The organism is Paraburkholderia sp. A1BS-2L (genome assembly GCF_051125205.1).
In the GTDB taxonomy this organism is placed as follows: domain Bacteria; phylum Pseudomonadota; class Gammaproteobacteria; order Burkholderiales; family Burkholderiaceae; genus Paraburkholderia.
On record NZ_CP120428.1, the window covers coordinates 222,183 to 240,427 of the forward strand.

An 18,245-nucleotide genomic window follows, 5' to 3' on the forward strand; every position below is an offset into this window, starting at 1 on the left:
TGATGCTCAGGCGTTGCCGTCGGTGCCGGTGGTGCAACTGGCTTGCGCGAACGCCGCTTCGCTGCCTGCCGCGGTGCCGATGACGGGCGCCATGCCACGGCCCGGCAAGGCGTTCAGGACTTCGTAGCATGCGCCCATCGTGTGGTAATCGGTCTTGCCCGCAGGGCTTTTCTCGTCACTGTACTTGCGGTTGTCGCAGGTGAGTATGCGGTACCACGCGCCGAAACGATGATCGACGAAATGCGCCCAGCTGTAGCGCCAGATCTCGTCGTGCCAGTCCCAGAAGCGCTCGTTGCCGGTGCGCTTCGCGAGCAGCGCGGCGGCGGCGAAGGTCTCGGCCTGGACCCAGAAGTACTTGTCGTGGTCGCACACCGTGCCGTCCGGGCCGAAGCCGTAGTAGAGCCCGCCGTGATCGTCGTCCCAGGCGTGCGCCATGGCCGCGTCGAACAATTCGATCGCGCGCGGCAGCAGCCACGGCAGCGGACGATGGCGCTCGAGAATCATGAGCAGCTTTGCCCATTCGGTTTGATGCCCTGGCTGGAAGCCCCACGGACGGAAGATGTTCGAGCTGTCCTCTTCGTTGTAGTGCCAGTCCACCGACCAGTCGGCGTGAAAGTGCTCCCACACGAGACCTTGCGAGAGCTTCGCCTGGCGCAGCGTGATGTTCGATGCGACGCGCTCGGCGCGGTCGAGATAGACGAGGTGGCCGGTCGCCTCGTAGGCGGCGAGCAGTGCCTCGGTGGTGTGCATGTTCGCGTTCTGGCCGCGATAGCTCGACACGATCCAGTCGGCGCTGGCCTCGTCGGCGTAGAGGCCCGCCGCGCCGTCCCAGAAGCGGTGCTCCATGAGCTCGAAGGTGGCGCCGATCATCGGCCGGGCTTCTTCGATGCCTGCCATCGCCGCGTGCGCATAGGCGAGCAGCACGAAGGCGAGGCCATAGCAGTGGCGCGTGGCGTCGAGCGTGCGCTTCTTGCCGTCGCGCCAGTCGATCTCCCAGTCGTAGCCCTCGTGATGCGGATCCCAATGGCCTTCGCGCAGGAACTGCAGGCCGTGGCGCGCGTATTCCAGGTGGAGCGGGTCGCCGAACTCGCGGTACGCCATCGCGTAGTTGAAGACGAAGCGGCAACTGCTCACGAGGTGGCGCGAGTGGGCGTTGTAGATCGAGCCGTCGTCGCGGAAGTAATGGAAGAAGCCGCCGGTGCTGTCGAACACGTTGGGCGCGTAGAAGCGCAGCGTGTCCTCGACGTGGCCGTGCAGGAACGCGCGGTCGCGAAAGCTCGCGACCGCGGGCGCGCCCGCAGCGGCTGCCGGGGCAAGCCTGGCCGGTTGGGAAGAGACCGCGTTGGAAGGCTTCGTCATGGCTTTCTCGTCTGGGCTTGGCCTGGCGTGACGGCTGACCAGGCTTGGAGTGGATTCTGCAGGACGGCTTCGGCGGGCGGCCCGGTCCGCGACAAGGTGCTTGCCGCCGCCTCGGTGCGTTCGCTGGCGGCGGTGCTCGCGCGCTCGATGAGCCGCACGGGCAGCACGATTTCGTTGGCTGCGGGCGCTTCTTCGAGCAGCAACTCGACGCCGCGCCGCCCGAGCGCTTCCTTGTCGACGGCGATGGTCGAGAGCGCGGGCGCGGCGTGCGACGCGCCGGCAATGTCGTCGAAGCCGATGATCGCGATGTCTTGCGGCACGCGCAGGCCGGCGGCCTGGCACACGCGCATGGCGGCGAGCGCGGCGGCATCGTTGTAGGCGAACACGGCGTCGGGCAGCGGCCCGCGCACGCTATGCGCGGCGTCGAGCAGACGCTGCATCGCGAGCGCCGCGCCGGTGTCGGGATCGAGCCCGCCATCGATGCAGGTTTCCAGCGACGGATCGAACAGCAGCCCCGCTTCGAAGAACGCGCGCCGATAGCCGAGCGCGCGCTGGGCGATGCTGTAGTGCGCGAGCGAGCCGCCGATGAACGCCACGCGCCGGCGCCCCTTGCTGAACAGATGATGCATGGCGAGCGCCGCGCCCGCCGCGTTGTCGATGTTCACCGAGCGCAGGCCCTGCGCCCACAGGTCGATCAGCACGAGCGGGCGATGCAGCGCGACCAGCGCGGCGAGCGTCTCGGGCTCGACGAAACCGGCCACGGCGATGGCGTCGGGCGCGTGCAGGCGCAGTTGCTGGATGGTGTCGTCGGCGGGACCGGCGGTGAGCAGCGCGGGCACGATGCCGTGCTCGCGGCAGGCGTCTTCCACACCGTGCAGGACGTGCGAGAAAAACGGGCTCGCGGCGAAGTTGTTGTGCTGGCGGTGCAGCAGGAACGTGAGGCGGCGGATGCGCGGGCGCAGTTGCCCGCAGTCGTAGCCGAGCGAGCGCGCGACTTCGACGATGCGCGCTCGCGTGGGCTCCGACAAGCCCGGTTGGTTCTTCAGCGCGCGGGAGACCGTGCCGATCGACACGTTGGCCGCCTGCGCGACGTCACGAATGGTTGTCCCCATGGTTCCTGTGCGCGCTTGCTGATGCCGCGCGGCACGCGTGCCGCGATATGGCCAGATGTGCGGCGATTGTATAGTAAAAATATGGCCGTGCAACCTTGAAATGCCGTATAAACCGCCGGTAAATACCCGTAATTAGGTGAATAAACGTAAATTTAAATGTTTAGTAAAAAAAGCTAAACAGACCGCGGGAACGTCAGTTGCGCACTGCCGCAGGTCATTGCTTTACCCGGAGGGTCCCTTGCGCGGCATATCCCTATTGCTATTTTTGGTCCTGCTTCTGGTTGCCTCCGTCCCTGCGTGGCCGTACAGCCGTACATGGGGCTACGGGCCATCTGGCACCGTGGGCGCCGGGGTGATCGTCATGTTGTGGCTCGTGTTGACCGGGCAGGTCTAGACGCGCATTGCCATGTTTCCCATGCAAAGGCAAAGAGGCCGGCGCGGATCACTCCGCGCCGGCCTCTTGATTGATGCGCCGGTGGTTTCCGGGCGCCGCTTCGCCTGCGGCTTGTCGATTACTGCCTTCCTCCCGCCACTGCCCGCTCGCCGCGCGCCGCGCGCGACTCGTCGCCGGCTTCGGCGTGCTCGACGCTCATGTCGCGGGCGCCCCAGCGCTGCGCGAGCGCTGCGCACACCATCAGCTGGAGCTGATGGAACAGCATGAGCGGCAGCACCACCGCGCCCACGGCGTTCGAGGCGAAGATCACCTTGGCCATCGGCACGCCGGACGCGAGGCTCTTCTTCGAGCCGCAGAAGATGATCGTGATCTGGTCGGCGCGGGAAAAGCCGAGCTTTTTGCTCGTGAACATGGTGGCGCCGAGCGCGAGCGCGAGCAGCACCGCGCTGATTACCACCAGGCCGCCGAGCGCCGCAATCGACGTATGGTGCCAGAGCCCCTGGTTGATCGCCTCGGAGAACGCGCCATAGACCACCAGCAGGATCGAGCCCTGATCGACGAACTTGAGCACGCTGCGGTTGCGCTCGATCCAGCGGCCGATCACGGGCCGCAGCAATTGCCCCGCGACGAACGGCACGAGCAACTGCAGCACGATGTTCCAGACCGTATGCCAGGCCGATGTGCTGCCCGCGGCCTGGTTCGTGACGACGAGACTCACGAGCGCGGGCGTGACGAAGATGCCGATCAGGCTCGACGCCGATGCGCTGCACACGGCGGCGGGCACGTTGCCGCGCGCGATCGAGGTGAACGCGATGGACGACTGCACGGTCGAGGGCAGCGTGCACAGGAACAGCACGCCCATGTAAAGCGTGGGTGTGACGAGCGGCGAGAGCACGGGCTTGAGCGCGAGCCCAAGCAGCGGGAAGAAGATGAACGTGCTTGTGAGCACGACGATGTGCAGACGCCAGTGCGTGGCGCCCGCCACGATGGCTTCGCGCGAGAGCTTGGCGCCGTGCAGGAAGAACAGCAGACCGACCGCGACGTTGGTGAGCCAGTTGAAAGGCTTGGTGGCCAGGCCGTGCACGGGCAGCAGGCTGGCGAGAATCACCGTGCCGATCAGGCACAGCGTGAAGTTATCGGGCAGGAATTTCGGACGAACCATCGATCAGTCTCAAGTGCGCACCACGGCGCACTTTCATTCGGTCCGGGCGCCACGGGAGGAATCAGGGCCTCTATTGTCGGCCCACCGCGATTGAAAAAGCAAATTCATTTGAAGAATCGATTAATGATCGTTTTGCATGAGAGGGCGGCTTTCAGAAACAGCCGCCATGGTGTGGCCGACGCGAGACAAGTGGGGGCGAGCGGGAATTGGCGCCATTCATTCGTCATGCAAAACACCCGGTGCGAAACGCAGCGCAGCGAAGGCGCGCCCGTTGCCAGCAAAGCCCCGCTGGACGGGCTTCCGGCAGCTTGGGCGAGGCTGCTCGCAAGCATGAAATACTCCCGCACGTCATGTCCCCAAAGACCAAAAAATCGTGCAGTAACATGGTGTTACAACCCTTCCGAGGGCATAACATTTTTTGGCTCGACACCCTTTCAGGACGCCCATAAATTACCGTCAAGGAAGAGTCAAAAACCGTTGCGGCGGCAATTGTTGCGTGACACATACGCTTCCCGGAACGGCTCGCCATGGCCCGAATGGCGTTAAGCCATGCTGAACGTCGGGCAGGTGATCGACACACAATGCGCGCAGGGTTGTCAAAGATTGGACAGTGGGGCTTGGGGGCCGGATTAGCGGCCCTCGTTGTGTTCGCCCATGTCCAGCCTGCCCTGGCCGGTCATGGTGGCGGCGACTTTCATGGCGGCGGCTTTCAGTCCGCGCCCATGATGCGCGGAGCTTCGCGCCCGGCCATGCCAATGCAATGGGGTAGCCCGCGTGGCGGCAGCGCGGGTTACGGCCGCGCGCCAGGCGGACATTACAGTGGACACTACGGCGGCGGGCCGATGCGCGTGGCCGACCAGGGCGGCTGGCGCGAGCGTCAGGGCGCTCACTCGCAGGAGCGCCGTGCCGGCGGTTTCAACAGCAACCCCTATGGCAATGGCTTCGGCGGCTATCACAGCCCGATTCAGCCCGTGAGCGCGGAATCGCGTCAGGTCCCTCGTCCGCCGGCCGATTCGCCGGTACGCGCCGGCTCCATTCGCGAAGACGTCGCGCGCTACAACGAAGAGCGCAGCACGTTCCGCCCATTCCAGCGCGGCGGCGGCGAGGTCCCGCGTCCCCCGATGCCGGCGCCTTATCGCAACTAGGGCCGCTACCCCCGCTTTTCACGCAGTTCTCCAGGCATCTTCTGCCGCTTCCCATTGGCGCTTTTCGCGCGCGCTGCAGGCAGCGTCGATCAAATCGGATCCCGCATCAGCCCAATCGACCGTCCGGACGGCGTGTCCGGTCGATATCGCTCGCTCCTGCGAGTCTCAAAACTGACGCGTGGATACCACACTTTTTCGGAAATTTCTCGTCATACCATACCCTTTCATCATCAAATCCTGGCTTCATGAGGATGGTGCCCGGACGGCGGAGCCGCAGAGCAGCAAAAAACGGGCCGAAGTCCAGTCCACGCGGGTGTCCGGCCTGGCGCCGGCGTTGCCGCGCCTTGGCAAAACGGCTGCTGGAACCGGTCGAACCGGGGTTTGCCGACAGCAAACTATGCGGATCGATATACCGACGATAACAATCGATATTTTTGTCCATCAATCTGGTCCGCAAAGATGGTCCCGCCCAGAACGGCGACGCCAGCGAACGGCGACATAACAAACGGTTTGCACGAGCGCCAAAGCCGCCAACCAATCACTTTTTTGACAAAGAGACAGGAGAACCCATGAAAAAAGCCGTCAGCCGCGCGCTGCGCACGCCTCTCAAGGCGGGTGTCATTGCCGCCATGCTTGCCGCCGCATCGTCGTCGGCATTCGCGCAGTCGAGCGTCTCGCTCTATGGCCAGGTCGACGAATGGGTCGGGGCCACGCGCTTCCCGGATGGCAAGACGGCCTGGAACGTCGGCGGCGGCGGCATGTCGACGTCCTACTGGGGCTTGAAGGGCGCTGAAGACCTGGGCGGCGGCTATAAGGCGGTCTTCAAGATGGAAAGCTTCTTCCGCGCGCAGAACGGCCAGTTCGGCCGGTTCCAGGGCGACACCTTCTTCGCACGCAACGCGTATGTCGGCATCGAGTCGCCGTTCGGTACGGTTGTGGCGGGCCGCGTGACGACGCCGCTGTTCATCTCGACGATTCTGTTCAACCCGTTCGTCGATTCGTACACGTTCTCGCCGATGATCTTCCACACGTACCTCGGGCTCTCGACGTTCCCGAGCTACACGACCGACCAGGGCGCGGTGGGCGATTCGGGCTGGAACAACTCGATCCAGTACTCGACGCCGAACTTCAACGGCCTGTCGGGCACGGCTGTATACTCGCTCGGCAACACGGCTGGCCAAAACGGCAAGAAGAAGTGGAGCGTCCAGGGCCTGTACTTCAATGGCCCGTTCGCCGCCACGGCGGTCTGGCAATACGTGAACTTCAACAACACGCCGGGCGACATCGGCAGCATCGTGAGCGGCGATACGGTCATCCAGGGCCTGCGCAGCCAGAGCATCGGCCAGGTGGGCCTGTCGTACGACCTGAAGTTCGTGAAGTTCTTCGGCCAGTACATGTACACGAACAACAACAGCGACCTCAACAGCTGGCACGTGAATACGGCGCAGGGCGGTGTGACGGTGCCGCTCGGCACGGGCACGGTGATGGCCTCGTACGCGTACTCGCGCGACAGCGGCGGCCTGAACCAGACCCGCTCGACCGCGGCGATCGGCTACGACTACCCGCTTTCGAAGCGCACCGACGTCTACGCGGCCTATATGTACGACCACTTCGACAACATGTCGTCGGGTCAGACCTACGGCGTGGGCCTGCGCGCCAAGTTCTAAGCGCCCCCGAGCTGACGCCCATAAGGCAGAAACCCCGCGCTGTCCGCAGCGCGGGGTTTTGTTTTTTTGAGCGGCATGCACAATCCTGGGGACGGGTTTTTGATGAATTTGAATTTGGCGAAAAGGGCGGCGTGATGGATACCCTTGTCAGCATGAAAGTGTTCCGGCACGTGGTGGAGGCGGGGAGCTTCGTGGCGGCGGCCGAGCGCATGGACATGTCCGCCGCCATGGCGAGCAAGCACGTGATGCATCTCGAGCAGCAGCTCGGCGCGCGCCTGTTGAACCGCACGACGCGCCGCGTCGCCCCCACCGAGGCGGGCCGCGAATACTACGAGCGCGTGGCCCAGGCGCTCACCGAGCTCGACGAAGCAGGCCAGGCCGTGGGCGCCGCGAGCGTGGTGCCGCAGGGGCGCCTGCGCGTGTCGTCGCTCACGGCGTTCGGCCTGCGCCACGTGATGGGCGCGGTGGCCGATTATGCGGCCGGCTTCCCGCAGGTCACCGTCGACATCACGCTCTCGGACCGCGTTGTCGAGCTGATCGACGAAGGCTTCGACGTGGCGATTCGCGCGGCGCCTTCGGGGCTTAAGGCGTCGTCGCTGATCGCGCGGCCGCTCGCGACCGCGCATATCGTGCTGTGCGCCGCGCCCGAGTATCTGCGCCGCCACGGCGTGCCGAAGAGCGTCGCCGATCTCGCGCAGCACAAGTTCGTGCATTACGCGGGCGCCTCGGCGGCGGAGCTCGCACCGTTCGCGGAGGGCGGCGCGCGGCAGGTGCGGTCCAAGCCCGGCGGCAATCTGATCGTCAATCACCTGGAGGCGCTGCGCGTGGTGCTGCTGCAGGGCGGCGGGCTCTCGATGCTCGGCACCGAGGTGATCGGCGACGACATCGCGCAAGGCCGCCTCGTGCCGCTGCTCGTCGATGCGCTGCCGCCGCGCGAGCTGCCCATCTATGCGGTCTACGCGAGCCGCCGGCACTTGTCGGCGAAAGTGCGCTCGTTCGTGGATTTCCTCGCGGAGCGCTTTGGCGAGCGCCCGCTATGGCCAGGCGTCGAGGAGATTCGCGAGGCAGCGGCTCGCGCGGCTGCGAACGGGAAGGCGTAAACAGGCGGCGCGCGCCCGACGCCGCCGCAGCGTTTGCGGAATCAGCCGGCCGCGTCAGCGCGCGATCCCGATCCCGAGCCGTGCGCGGGTCTCGTCGTACTCGCTCTTCAGGCGCGCGACGAGTTCGGCGACCGAGGGCACATCGTCCATCAGCCCCACGCCCTGGCCCGCGCCCCAGATGTCTTTCCAGGCCTTGGCCTTGTCGCCGCCGAAGTTCATCTTCGATTTGTCCGACTCGGGCAGCGCGTCCGGGTCGAGCCCCGCGTTGACGATGCTCTCGCGGATGTAGTTGCCGTGCACGCCCGTGAACAGGTTCGTGTAGACGATGTCGGCGGCCTTGGCTTCGAGGATCGCGTGCTTGTACCCTTCCACGGCATGCGCTTCGCGCGTGGCGATGAAGCGCGTGCCCATGTAGGCGAGATCGGCGCCCATGGCCTGGGCGGCGAGGATCGAGCCGCCATTGGCGATCGCGCCCGAGAGCACGATGGGGCCGTCGAACAGGCGCCGCACTTCGCCCACCAGCGCGAACGGCGAGGTCGTGCCAGCGTGCCCGCCCGCGCCCGCCGCAACCAGAATGAGGCCGTCCACGCCCGCTTCGAGCGCCTTGCCGGCATGGCGCAGATTGATGACGTCGTGCAGCACGACACCGCCGTAGCTGTGCACGGCGTCGAGCAGCTCCCTGGGCGGCGCGCGCAGGCTCGTGATGAAGATCGGCACCTGGTGGTCCACGCACACGCGCACGTCGTGCTCGAGCCGCGTATTCGACTGATGCACGATCTGGTTCACGGCGATCGGGCCGATCACGGCGTCCGGGTTCGCGGCCTTGTGCGCGGCGAGCTGCGCCTGGATCTGCGTGAGCCATTCGTCCAGCCGTTCGGCGGGGCGCGCGTTGAGCGCCGGAAACGAGCCGACGATGCCGGCCTTGCACTGCGCGAGCACGAGCTCGGGGTAGCTCACGATGAACATCGGCGCGCCGACGACAGGCAACGAGAGGTTCTGCAAGACGGCGGGCAATGCCATGGCGAGGTCTCCTGGCAAGTCGAGGGAGTGTTCGGTTTCTAGCTTTTCGTGCCCGAATTTGCGATGGCGCATTGCGCCCCCCTCCTACAATACCCTGAGACCAACAAATAGACGATGGAGACGCGACATGCCGTTCGACGGATACACGCCTTTCACCGTTCGCACCGCGGATGGCGTTGAGATTCACGGACTCCGTGGCGGCGAGGGGCCGCCGCTGCTGCTCCTGCACGGCCATCCGCAGACGCACATGATCTGGCATCGCTGTGCGGCGGATCTCGCGCAGCACTTCACGGTGATCGCCACCGACCTGCGCGGCTACGGCGCGTCGTCCAGGCCCACGAGCGACGCGAGCCACGCGGCCTATTCGAAACGCGCGATGGCCGCCGACCAGGTCGAGGTCATGCGCCACTTCGGCTTCGAGCGTTTTCTCGTGTGCGCGCACGATCGCGGCGCGCGCGTCGCGCATCGCATGGCGCTCGACCACGCCGACGCCGTCGAGCGGCTGATGCTGCTCGACATCGCGCCCACACTCGCGATGTACGAGCAGACCAATCGCGAGTTCGCCACGCTCTATTTCCACTGGTTCTTCCTGATTCAGCCCGAGCCGCTGCCCGAGGCGCTGATCGGCGCGAATCCCGACGCCTATATCGAGCGCGTGATGGGCAGCCGCCATGCGGGCCTGGCCCCCTTCGCGCCCAAGGCGCTCGGCGCTTATCGCGCGGCGCTGCGCCAGCCCGGCGCGGTGCACGCGATGTGCGAGGACTACCGCGCTTCCGCGACCATCGACCTCGACCACGATCGCGCCGATATCGAGCGCGGCCACAAGGTCGCGTGTCCGCTGCGGGTGCTGTGGGGCGAGCATGGCGTGGTCGAGCGCTGCTTCGAGCCGCTCGCGGAGTGGCGCAAGGTGGCGCGCGACGTGAGCGGCCGCGCGCTGCCGTGCGGCCACTACATTCCCGAGGAAGCGCATGAGGCGCTGGTGGGGGAAATCCTCTCGTTCTTCGAGGCGACCGAGCGTCAGGAGTGAGTGCGTCGCGCGCCGCGCCGACGCGTTCAGCCGAGCGGCGGCAGGCGGCGCGCCACGGGTGTGGACTTGACGATGGCGGTGCTGGTTTCCGCGCGCTCGGTGACCTTGTTGAGGATTTCGTCGAGCTGGTCGATCGAATGCAGATAAAGCCGGGCGATGAAGCAGTCGTCGCCGGTGACCTTGTCGCATTCGATGAACTCGGGAATGCGGCGGATCACTTCTTCGACCAGATGCAACTGCCCCGGCAGGGGCTTCACGCGCACGATCGCCTGCAGCGTATAACCGAGCGCGCGCGGGTCGATGCGCACGGTGTAGCCGCCGATCACGCCCTGAGCTTCGAGTCTGCGCAGGCGCTCCGATGTGCTCGGCGCGGAAAGCCCGATCTGGCGGGCCAGGTCGCTCACGCTCGCGCGGCCATCTTCGGCGAGCGCGGCGAGCAACGCGCGGTCGATCTCGTCGAGCGCGATGGGCGCAGGCGCGGCGGGGCGTTTGTTCATGGATTCACCTGCATGTTCGCTCGCATATTTGTTTGCCAGCCTTCGATTCGATGGCAATTCAATCTATCGACCTTAGTTTAGCCATGTATTCCGCGCTTCGTGCTGAGTAAACTTTCAGGCAGATACTCACGCGGAGCACCCGGTCATGTCTTCCCCAGAAGTTCGCCGCGGCGCGGCCGAGATGGTCGCCGCGATGCTGATGTCCGGCACCATCGGCTGGCTCGTCGTCGATTCGCAGCAGGCGCCGATCAACGTGGCGTTCATGCGCTGCGTGCTCGGCGGCGCGACGCTGGCGCTCGCTTGCGCGGCGCTCGGCCTGTTGCGGCGCAGGCTGCCCTGGCGCACGCTCGCGCTCGCCATAGCGGGAGGCGCGGCCATCGTCGCCAACTGGGTGCTGCTGTTCGCCGCCTATTCGCGCGCCTCCATTTCGATGGCCACCGCCGTCTACAACACGCAGCCCTTCATGCTCGTCGGCCTCGGGGCGCTCGTGCTGGGCGAGCGCGTGAGCGCATCTACCGTCGCATGGCTCGCGCTCGCCTTCGTCGGGCTCGTGGGCGTGGTCGAAGTGCAGCCGGCCGTGCTGGCCGTGCCGGGCGAGTATTTGCAGGGCGTGGCGTGCGCGGCCGGCGCCGCGTTCCTCTACGCCATTTCGTCGATCATCACGCGCCGTCTCAAAGGCACGCCGCCGCATCTGATCGCGCTCGTGCAGCTTGGCTTCGGCGCGCTCGTGCTCGCGCCGTTCATCCGCTACGACACGCTGCCCGCCACGCCCGTGCACTGGGTGCAGATCGCCACGCTCGGCATCGTGCACACGGGCGTGATGTACGTGCTGCTCTATGGCGCAATCCAGAAGCTGCCCACGGCAATGACCGGCGCGCTTTCGTTCATCTACCCCGTGGTGGCGATCTTCGTCGACTGGCTCACGTTCGGGCAGCGCCTCGCCTGGATCCAGGTCGCGGGCGCGGCGCTCATCCTGCTTGCGGCGGCGGGCGTCAATCTCGGTTGGCGGATCGTGCCGCCGCGGCGCAAGGCGTCGTCCGCTTGAGGCGTCATTGGCGTGACCTGACGTGCGCGGCGAGTCACGAATGTGGCGTGCGCGGCGTTGCGGGCACGCTGGCCGCATAATGTCGCGGTTTCCCGACCACGACGATGCACCAGCGCATGACCCTCTCCGACGCCAGCCACGACGAAGCCGAACTCAAGCGCGCCAAGCGCCGCGCCCTGCTGCTGCTGGTGGCGGCTGCGCTGGTGTTCGTCGCCACGGCGCTCGCGCCGCCGGGCGTGGTGGTCGACGGCATCAAGGCGGTCAGCGAAGCGTCCATGGTGGGCGCGCTCGCCGACTGGTTCGCCGTGGTCGCGCTGTTCCGGCGCGTGCCGATCCCGTTCATCGCCGCGCGCACGGGCGTGATTCCGCGCAACAAGGATCGCATCGCCGACGAGCTCGCCGTATTCGTGCACGACCGGTTTCTCAACGTGGATGCGCTAGTCGAGCTGATCCGCCGCCACGACCCGGTCGAGCGCCTCTCGTCGTGGCTCACCGCGCCGAGCAACGCGCAGCATCTGGGCGACTACGCGGTGCGGCTGATGTCGGGCCTGCTCGGCCTCACCGACGACGCGCGCATCCAGGCCTTCATCCGCGACGGCCTGCACGCGGCGCTCGACAAGGTCGATCTTTCGAAGTCGGCGGGCGCGCTGCTCGACACGCTCACGAAAGACGGTCGCCATCAGGAACTGCTCGACAAGATGCTCGATCAGCTGGGCGCCTTGCTGGCCGAGGAGAGCACGCGCACGTTCGTGGCGGCGCGCATCGTCGACGGACTCAAGGGCGAGTTTCCGCTGACCGAAAAGCTCCTGCCCTCGGAATGGATCGGCGACAGCGGTGCGCGCGTGCTGGAAAGTGCGGTGAACCGCTTGCTGCTGCAGGTGAGCGCGGACCGCGAGCACCACTTGCGCCAGAAGTTCGACGAGGTGGTGCACAAGCTCGTGGTGCAGCTGAAAAGCGATCCCGCGTTCCTGCGCAAGGGCGAGGAGCTGAAAGCCAGCCTGCGCGAAGGCAGCGCGCTCAACGAGTACACCGGTGCGCTATGGGGCAGCCTGCGGGCGTGGCTGCGCGACGATCTGGATCGCCCCGATTCGACGCTGCACGCGAAGGTGGTGGCGACCGGCCGCTGGCTCGGCGAGTCGCTGGCCGCCGACGCGGATCTGCGCGAGTCGATCAACCGCCATCTCGAAGACGCCGCGCGTGCGATGGCGCCCGATTTCGCGCGCTACCTTACGCATCACATTCGCGACACGGTGCGGAACTGGGATACGCGCGACACCGCGCGCCTGATCGAGCTGAAGATCGGCAAGGACTTGCAGGAAATCCGCGTGAACGGCACGGTGATCGGCGGGACGATCGGGCTCGGGTTGTACTTGTGCTCGCACCTGTTCGAATGGTTGCGCCTGCAACTCGGCTGGTGAAATGTTCGTGAACGTGTGGCGCCGATTATTTGCCACGATTCGCCACGATTTTTTATCGATTCGGATTTCGAATTAATTGCGCATGCTATTCGTTGCGCAAACGTTTTGAATCGGGTGCCGATAGCAGTCTGTAGGGAAATCACCGATGCGACGCAAATTCGCGCGCGAGTATGATCGGCTCGACAGTTTGATCACGTCAGAGCACGATACTCACGCTCGCCCCCGAAAAAAGGGCGAGCGTTTTTTTTGCTGGCGCGCGGACGATGCGTGGATCAGTGCGGGGCGAGTGGGTCAAGCCATGCCGGCGGGCGCTTCGACCCCGTTCTCGCCCATCACGAGCGCACCGCTTTTCGCGAGCTCCCCGGCCAGTTCGCGCACCAGCGCGGGCCAGGCGCCTTCGGGTGCGAGCTGCCGCGCCGCCGCGCGCATGATTGCCGCCTCGGCGAGCATCGTGTCCAGCGCCGCGAACGTCATCGTGCGCACTTCGAGCAGCTTGAACACGATCAGCACCTTGAGCGCGTTTTTGGCGTTGCGCGCGGGATCGGCGCTCAGCCAGGCGAGGCGCGCATAGGCGCGGTCGAGCGCGGCCCTCACATTCGAAAATGGCGCGCCATGGCCCGGAATCACCACGGCCACGTCGAGTTGCGCGATGGCGTCCAGCACCGCGCGCTGCTCCGCAAAACCGCTTGCGCCTTCGAGTTCCGGAAAAATCACGCCGAAGCCGTGCTCCCAGAGCGCGTCGGCGCTGATCAGCACGCGCGGCCCGGCGGCATACAGCATCAGCGAATCGGGGTCGTGGCCGGGTGCGCCGATCACCTCCCACTCGAAGCCGCCAAGCGTCACGCGCGCACCCGGCGCGAGCGTGCCCGTGAAAGCGAAGCGCTCGCAGGTCTGGCCGGTGGCGAGAAAGGACAGCCGCGTTTCGTCCCAGGCGCGCACGGCGCTCGCGCTGGCGGCCGGGATGAGCGTCTCGCAGGTCCATTGCGCCTGCAAGCGCGCGTTGCCGCCGCAATGATCCGAGTGCAGATGGGTGTTGACGATCGTATCGAGCGCGCGCCCCGCGAGCGCGTGCTGCACGAGCGCGACGGTTTGCGCGGCATGCGTGGCGTAGCCCGTGTCGACGAGCGCCGCGCGGGTTTCATCGACGAGCAGCACGTTGTTCGACGAGAGCCAGCCGCGCTCGAACACGCGGATCGATGGCGGCAGCGTGGCGGCGGGGGGATGTGCAGCGTGGCTCATCGCGTGGCCGCTTCGCTCGCCGGTGCCTGAGGCTTCGGCATCACGAGGATCGTCGAGCGGCCCACCACGAGCGTCTCACCGTTCTGGTTCACGGCCGTGCCTTCGAGCTTCACGAGATCGCCGTTCAGGCTGGCTTTCCAGTGGGCCTCCACGACGCGCCATTCGAAGGTGAGCACGTCATGGGCGTGCGCCGCGCGCTTGAGCTTCATGTCGAATTCGAGGCCGAGCGGCTGCGCGTACTGCGAAAAATGCGTGGCGAGCAGCGCCATGAAATGCGCGGTGGGTTGCGTGCCCGAGGCAATCAAACCGCCGAAGCGGCTCTGCGCGGCGTAGGCGTCGTCGTGGTGCAGCGGGTTCAGGTCGTTCACGAGCGTGGCGAACGACTTCACCGTGTTGGGCGAAAGCGCGAGCGTCGAGCGAAACGTCTCGCCGATCGTCACGACACGGGCGGGCGCGCCGGTGCCTATGGTCATCGGGCGTCTCCTGCTTTTGCCGCGTCGCGCGCGGTGCGTGGGGCCGGAGTAAGCGCTGAAGCGCCAACTCCGGGCCGACACAGCCACTGCGCGTGGCGCGTCTCGATCGCGTCCCATACGGCGCGCTTCGCGGCGTGGTCGAGCGTGGACCATGCAACGATCTCGTCGATCGTGCGCAGGCACCCTTCGCACAGGCCGCTCGGCTCGTGCATGCGGCATACGTTGATGCAGGGCGAGGGCGCCTGGGCGGTCGCGCGCGTTGGGCTCCGGTTCGAGTTCATGCGTCGCGCAGCGCGACGTCCACCACGGGCGCGCCGGTGAGCGCCGCCAGTTCCTGCGGCGAAAGATTGAAAACCGCATGCGGATGGCCCGCCGCGGCCCACAGGCTCTCGAGCGCGAACAGGTCGGCGTCGATCAGCGTGACGGGCGCAGTGGCGTGGCCGATCGGGCACACGCCGCCAATCGCATAGCCGGTCATCTCGCGCACGAACTTCGCGTCGGCGCGGCTCACTGCGCCCACGTGCGCCTCGACCTTCTTTTCATCGACGCGATTGGCGCCGCTCGCGATCACGAGCACGGGCGCATCGTCCTTGCGGCGGCGAAACAGGATCGACTTGGCGATTTGCGCGACTTCGCAGCCGAGCCCGGCCGCCGCTTCCGCCGAGGTCTTGCCGGTCTCGGGCAGCAGCACGACCGGCTTCGCGTGGCCGCGCTCGCGCAGGAGCAGCGCGACGCGGCGTGCGGAATCGGGCAGGGCTTCGAAGCCGTCCTTTTCCGAGTTGATGAGCGTTTCCGTCATGTCGTGATTTCCTTCGTGCTGCAATGGCTGCAACTCAGGCACATGCCGCGGCGCTCTGTTTCTTCGCGAGCAGCGCCTTGCCGGCGCGCGAGACGTTGGCGCGGCCGATGGCCTTCGAAATGAAGTCGCCGGCTTCCACCACCTGGTCGAGGTCGATGCCCGTATGAATACCGAGGCCGTTCATCAGGTACAGCACGTCTTCGGTCGCCACGTTGCCGGTCGCGCCCTTTGCGTACGGACAGCCGCCGAGCCCCGCCACCGAGGCGTGAAAGATTTCGATGCCTGCTTCGAGCGCGGCGTAGATATTGGCGAGCGCCTGGCCATAGGTGTCGTGGAAGTGGCCCGAGAGGCGCTCGCGCGGGAACACTTTGGTGACCGCCTCGAACACTTCGTGCACGCGCTTCGCGGTGCCCACGCCGATGGTGTCGGCGATATCGATCTCGTCGCAGCCGAGCGCCGCGAAGCGCTGCACCACGTCGACGACTGACGCCACCGGCACCTCGCCCTGGTACGGGCAGCCGAACGAGCACGAGACGCTGCCGCGAATGCGCACGCCGGCGGCCTTCGCCGCTTCGGCCACGGGCGCGAAGCGCTCGATGCTTTCTGCGATCGAGCAGTTGATGTTCTTCTGCGAGAACGCCTCACTCGCGGCGCCGAAGATCACGATCTCGTCCGCGCGCGCGGCGAGTGCGCCTTCGAAGCCGCGCAGATTCGGCGTGAGCACCGAATAGATCGCGCCTTCGCGGCGCGCGATGCCGGCCATGACCTCGGCGCCGTCGGCCATCTGCGGGACCCATTTCGGCGAAACGAACGAGGCCGCTTCGATGTTCGGAAAGCCCGCCTTCGAGAGCCGGTCGATCAGCTCGATCTTCACGGCGGTGGGCACGAATTCTTTTTCGTTTTGCAGACCGTCGCGCGGTCCGACTTCGACGATTTTGACTGCGGTGGGGAGGGTTGCCATGTCTGTCTCCAATACTGTGTTCTCGCGCCTCAATATCCGCGCGCCGTATTCACGATCCCGCTCACCGTTTCTCCGCGCGCGAGCGCTGCGATCTTGTCCGCGACCTGCGAGATCGCTTCCTCGCGCAGCGTGAGCGCCGAGCTATGAGGCGTAATCGTGATGCGCGGCTCGCGCCAGAACGGGTGATCGTCCGCGAGCGGCTCGTGGCGGAACACGTCGAGCGTGGCGGCCGAGAGCGCGCCGTTCGCGAGGGCATCGACGAGATCCTGTTCCACCAGATGCGCGCCGCGTGCGACGTTCACGAGATACGCGCCGCGCGGGAGCTTGCCGAAGGTGTTCGCGTCGAGCACGTTTTCGGTGTCGGGCGTGGCGGGCAGCAGGTTCACGAGCACTTTCACGTCGGCGAGGAACGCGTCGAACTGCGGGCCGCGCAGCTCGCCCGAGAAGGTCTCGATGCCGTCGAGGGCTTTCGCGCTGCGCGAGAAGCCGCGCACCGGCACGCCGAGCGAGGCCACTGCGCGCGCGACGTGCGCGCCCAGCACGCCGAGGCCCAGCACGCCCACCGTGAAGGTCTCGAGCGGATGCGGCGCGAGCACGTGCCATTCTCGGCGCGCCTGCTGCAGCGCGTATTCGTCGAAGCGGCGCAGGTAGCGCAGCACCGCGTGCTGCACGTATTCGGCCATTTGCGGCGCCATGCCCGAGTCTTCGAGGCGCACGAGCAGCGCGTCTTTCGGCAGCGTGCCCGGATGATCGCGTTCGAGCGCGAGAATCGCGTCGACGCCCGCGCCCAGATTGAAGACCGCGCGCAGGCCCGAGCGCGCGGCGAACAGCTCGCGCGGCGGATGCCAGACCACGGCGTAATCGGCGGGGGCCGTATCGCCGGGCTGCCATGCGCGCAGCTCGGCGCCGGGCAGGGCGCGCGAGAGACCGTCGAGCCAGGCGGTGGCGTCGGCTTGCGGGAGCCAGAACAGAATTTTCATCGCGGTTCGTTCCCTGCGGATGGTGGAAATCGTGAGACGAGTGGGATCGGTCGCCACATTCTACTTTTTCATGCCGTAAGCCGCCGGCTTTCTCCACGCGGTTCCGCGCCGTGGCCGGAGCGAGAAAAAGCAAAGCGGAAAAAATTGGTTTGGCGCGCAGGGGCGGCGGCTCACAATCCGTTCACGATCCGTCGAAGCGAGGAAAAAATCATGCTTTCGCACGCCGCTTCTTCGTGTGCCTCGCGCTGGCCGCCCAGACTCGTCACCGTGCCGGGCCTGCACGGCAGCGAGGGCGGGCATTGGCAAAGCTGGCTCGAGCGCCAGTTCGCGCGCTCGTTGCGCGTGGAGCAGGACGACTGGGACGCGCCCGATCTGGCGCGCTGGAGCCATGCGCTCGGGCGGCTGCTCGCGCGCGAGCGGGGTCCGTTCGTGCTCGCGGCGCACAGTTATGGCTGCCTCGTGGCGGCGCACGCGCTTCAAAAGGGGACGGTTGCCGCCGACGTGCTCGGTACGCTGCTCGTCGCGCCTGCGAGCCCGGAGAAGTTTCGCTTTGCCGGCGCTTTCGAGGCGCGCCGGCTTCCCATGCCAGCGATCCTGATCGGCAGCGAGACCGACCCGTGGATGCCGCTCGAAGGCGCGCAGCGCCTCGCGCAGCAATTGGGCAGCGCGTTCGTGAATCTCGGCGACGCGGGGCATGTCAACACGGCGGCGGGGTTCGGGCCGTGGCCGCGCGCGAAGTATTTGGTCGATACGCTCGTGCATTGCGAAGCGCCGAGGCGTCTGCATGCCGGCAGCGACTTCGGCGTGAGCGACCGGTTGAAGCTCGCCTGAGTCTCAACCGGTCCGC

General features: G+C 66.5%; 20 protein-coding genes. 8 read left to right on the forward strand and 12 right to left on the reverse strand.

Features of this window, described 5'->3' with window-relative positions; all coding sequences use genetic code 11:
- Nucleotides 1-6: 6 nt before the first annotated feature.
- Together P5W98_RS00940 and P5W98_RS00945 are read right to left on the reverse strand one after the other, a co-directional pair.
- Nucleotides 7-1,359, reverse strand: a complete 1,353-nt coding sequence (locus P5W98_RS00940; protein ID WP_421073436.1) for an AGE family epimerase/isomerase — start codon at nucleotides 1,357-1,359, stop codon at nucleotides 7-9.
- Nucleotides 1,356-2,471 carry a LacI family DNA-binding transcriptional regulator gene (locus P5W98_RS00945; RefSeq protein WP_421022809.1) on the reverse strand — a complete coding sequence of 372 codons (1,116 nt, stop codon included), beginning with the start codon at nucleotides 2,469-2,471 and terminating at the stop codon, nucleotides 1,356-1,358. Before P5W98_RS00945 ends, P5W98_RS00940 begins: the two co-directional genes overlap by 4 nt.
- 136 nt (nucleotides 2,472-2,607) lie before the next feature.
- On the opposite strand from P5W98_RS00945, the gene P5W98_RS00950 reads away from it, so the two are divergent.
- Nucleotides 2,608-2,865, forward strand: a complete 258-nt coding sequence (locus P5W98_RS00950; protein ID WP_421073437.1) for a DUF3309 domain-containing protein — start codon at nucleotides 2,608-2,610, stop codon at nucleotides 2,863-2,865.
- A 118-nt stretch (nucleotides 2,866-2,983) separates the two neighbouring features.
- On the opposite strand, the gene P5W98_RS00955 is transcribed toward P5W98_RS00950, so the two are convergent.
- Nucleotides 2,984-4,027, reverse strand: a complete 1,044-nt coding sequence (locus P5W98_RS00955) for a bile acid:sodium symporter family protein (RefSeq protein WP_421022811.1) — start codon at nucleotides 4,025-4,027, stop codon at nucleotides 2,984-2,986.
- A gap of 749 nt (nucleotides 4,028-4,776) precedes the next feature.
- On the opposite strand from P5W98_RS00955, the gene P5W98_RS00960 reads away from it, so the two are divergent.
- Nucleotides 4,777-5,172 (forward strand): hypothetical protein, encoded by a 396-nt coding sequence (locus tag P5W98_RS00960; protein WP_421022812.1) that lies wholly within the window; start codon nucleotides 4,777-4,779, stop codon nucleotides 5,170-5,172.
- Nucleotides 5,173-5,278: 106 nt separating this feature from the next.
- Here the strand turns inward: P5W98_RS00960 and P5W98_RS00965 are convergent, their stop codons facing one another.
- Nucleotides 5,279-5,614, reverse strand: a complete 336-nt coding sequence (locus P5W98_RS00965; protein ID WP_434718164.1) for a hypothetical protein — start codon at nucleotides 5,612-5,614, stop codon at nucleotides 5,279-5,281.
- Nucleotides 5,615-5,741: 127 nt separating this feature from the next.
- Between P5W98_RS00965 and P5W98_RS00970 the strand changes: the two genes are divergently transcribed.
- Nucleotides 5,742-6,839, forward strand: coding sequence for a porin (locus tag P5W98_RS00970; RefSeq protein ID WP_421022814.1), 1,098 nt, complete (start codon nucleotides 5,742-5,744; stop codon nucleotides 6,837-6,839).
- Between the two features lie 134 nt (nucleotides 6,840-6,973).
- A complete protein-coding gene (locus P5W98_RS00975; protein WP_421022815.1) occupies nucleotides 6,974-7,939 on the forward strand; it encodes a LysR family transcriptional regulator in 966 nt (321 codons plus the stop codon).
- Nucleotides 7,940-7,993: 54 nt separating this feature from the next.
- On the opposite strand, the gene P5W98_RS00980 is transcribed toward P5W98_RS00975, so the two are convergent.
- The gene (locus P5W98_RS00980; RefSeq protein ID WP_421022816.1) at nucleotides 7,994-8,959 is read right to left on the reverse strand and encodes an NAD(P)H-dependent flavin oxidoreductase; all 966 of its coding nucleotides are present in this window, start codon (nucleotides 8,957-8,959) and stop codon (nucleotides 7,994-7,996) included.
- 127 nt (nucleotides 8,960-9,086) lie between these two features.
- On the opposite strand from P5W98_RS00980, the gene P5W98_RS00985 reads away from it, so the two are divergent.
- Nucleotides 9,087-9,986: an alpha/beta fold hydrolase gene (locus tag P5W98_RS00985; RefSeq protein WP_421073438.1), complete on the forward strand. Its 900-nt coding sequence runs from the start codon at nucleotides 9,087-9,089 to the stop codon at nucleotides 9,984-9,986.
- Between the two features lie 26 nt (nucleotides 9,987-10,012).
- Here P5W98_RS00985 and P5W98_RS00990 read toward each other — a convergent pair whose 3' ends face one another.
- Complete coding sequence (locus tag P5W98_RS00990; RefSeq protein ID WP_421044599.1) at nucleotides 10,013-10,483, reverse strand: Lrp/AsnC family transcriptional regulator; 471 nt, start codon at nucleotides 10,481-10,483, stop codon at nucleotides 10,013-10,015.
- A 145-nt stretch (nucleotides 10,484-10,628) separates the two neighbouring features.
- Here P5W98_RS00990 and P5W98_RS00995 point away from each other — a divergent pair, with 145 nt between their 5' ends.
- Together P5W98_RS00995 and P5W98_RS01000 are read left to right on the forward strand one after the other, a co-directional pair.
- Nucleotides 10,629-11,528 (forward strand): DMT family transporter, encoded by a 900-nt coding sequence (locus P5W98_RS00995; RefSeq protein WP_421022819.1) that lies wholly within the window; start codon nucleotides 10,629-10,631, stop codon nucleotides 11,526-11,528.
- 116 nt (nucleotides 11,529-11,644) lie between these two features.
- Entirely contained in the window at nucleotides 11,645-12,946 is a 1,302-nt protein-coding gene (locus P5W98_RS01000; RefSeq protein WP_421022820.1) for a DUF445 domain-containing protein, read from the forward strand.
- Nucleotides 12,947-13,237: 291 nt separating this feature from the next.
- Here the strand turns inward: P5W98_RS01000 and P5W98_RS01005 are convergent, their stop codons facing one another.
- Genes P5W98_RS01005 through P5W98_RS01030 form a run of 6 tightly spaced genes read right to left on the reverse strand, consistent with a single transcriptional unit; the run spans nucleotide 13,238 to nucleotide 17,398 of the window.
- Nucleotides 13,238-14,185, reverse strand: a complete 948-nt coding sequence (locus tag P5W98_RS01005; protein ID WP_421022821.1) for an MBL fold metallo-hydrolase — start codon at nucleotides 14,183-14,185, stop codon at nucleotides 13,238-13,240.
- Nucleotides 14,182-14,658 (reverse strand): MaoC family dehydratase, encoded by a 477-nt coding sequence (locus tag P5W98_RS01010; RefSeq protein ID WP_421022822.1) that lies wholly within the window; start codon nucleotides 14,656-14,658, stop codon nucleotides 14,182-14,184. The genes P5W98_RS01005 and P5W98_RS01010 overlap by 4 nt, the downstream gene beginning before the upstream one ends.
- Nucleotides 14,655-14,939: a DUF1289 domain-containing protein gene (locus P5W98_RS01015; protein ID WP_421022823.1), complete on the reverse strand. Its 285-nt coding sequence runs from the start codon at nucleotides 14,937-14,939 to the stop codon at nucleotides 14,655-14,657. Before P5W98_RS01015 ends, P5W98_RS01010 begins: the two co-directional genes overlap by 4 nt.
- Entirely contained in the window at nucleotides 14,936-15,457 is a 522-nt protein-coding gene (locus P5W98_RS01020) for a YbaK/EbsC family protein (protein ID WP_421022824.1), read from the reverse strand. Before P5W98_RS01020 ends, P5W98_RS01015 begins: the two co-directional genes overlap by 4 nt.
- Before the next feature lie 34 nt (nucleotides 15,458-15,491).
- The gene (locus P5W98_RS01025) at nucleotides 15,492-16,418 is read right to left on the reverse strand and encodes a hydroxymethylglutaryl-CoA lyase (RefSeq protein ID WP_421022825.1); all 927 of its coding nucleotides are present in this window, start codon (nucleotides 16,416-16,418) and stop codon (nucleotides 15,492-15,494) included.
- A 29-nt stretch (nucleotides 16,419-16,447) separates the two neighbouring features.
- On the reverse strand, nucleotides 16,448-17,398 hold the full coding sequence (locus P5W98_RS01030; protein ID WP_421022826.1) for a 2-hydroxyacid dehydrogenase: 951 nt from the start codon (nucleotides 17,396-17,398) through the stop codon (nucleotides 16,448-16,450).
- A 210-nt stretch (nucleotides 17,399-17,608) separates the two neighbouring features.
- On the opposite strand from P5W98_RS01030, the gene P5W98_RS01035 reads away from it, so the two are divergent.
- Nucleotides 17,609-18,229: an RBBP9/YdeN family alpha/beta hydrolase gene (locus tag P5W98_RS01035; RefSeq protein ID WP_421073439.1), complete on the forward strand. Its 621-nt coding sequence runs from the start codon at nucleotides 17,609-17,611 to the stop codon at nucleotides 18,227-18,229.
- The last annotated feature ends 16 nt before the right edge of the window (nucleotides 18,230-18,245 follow it).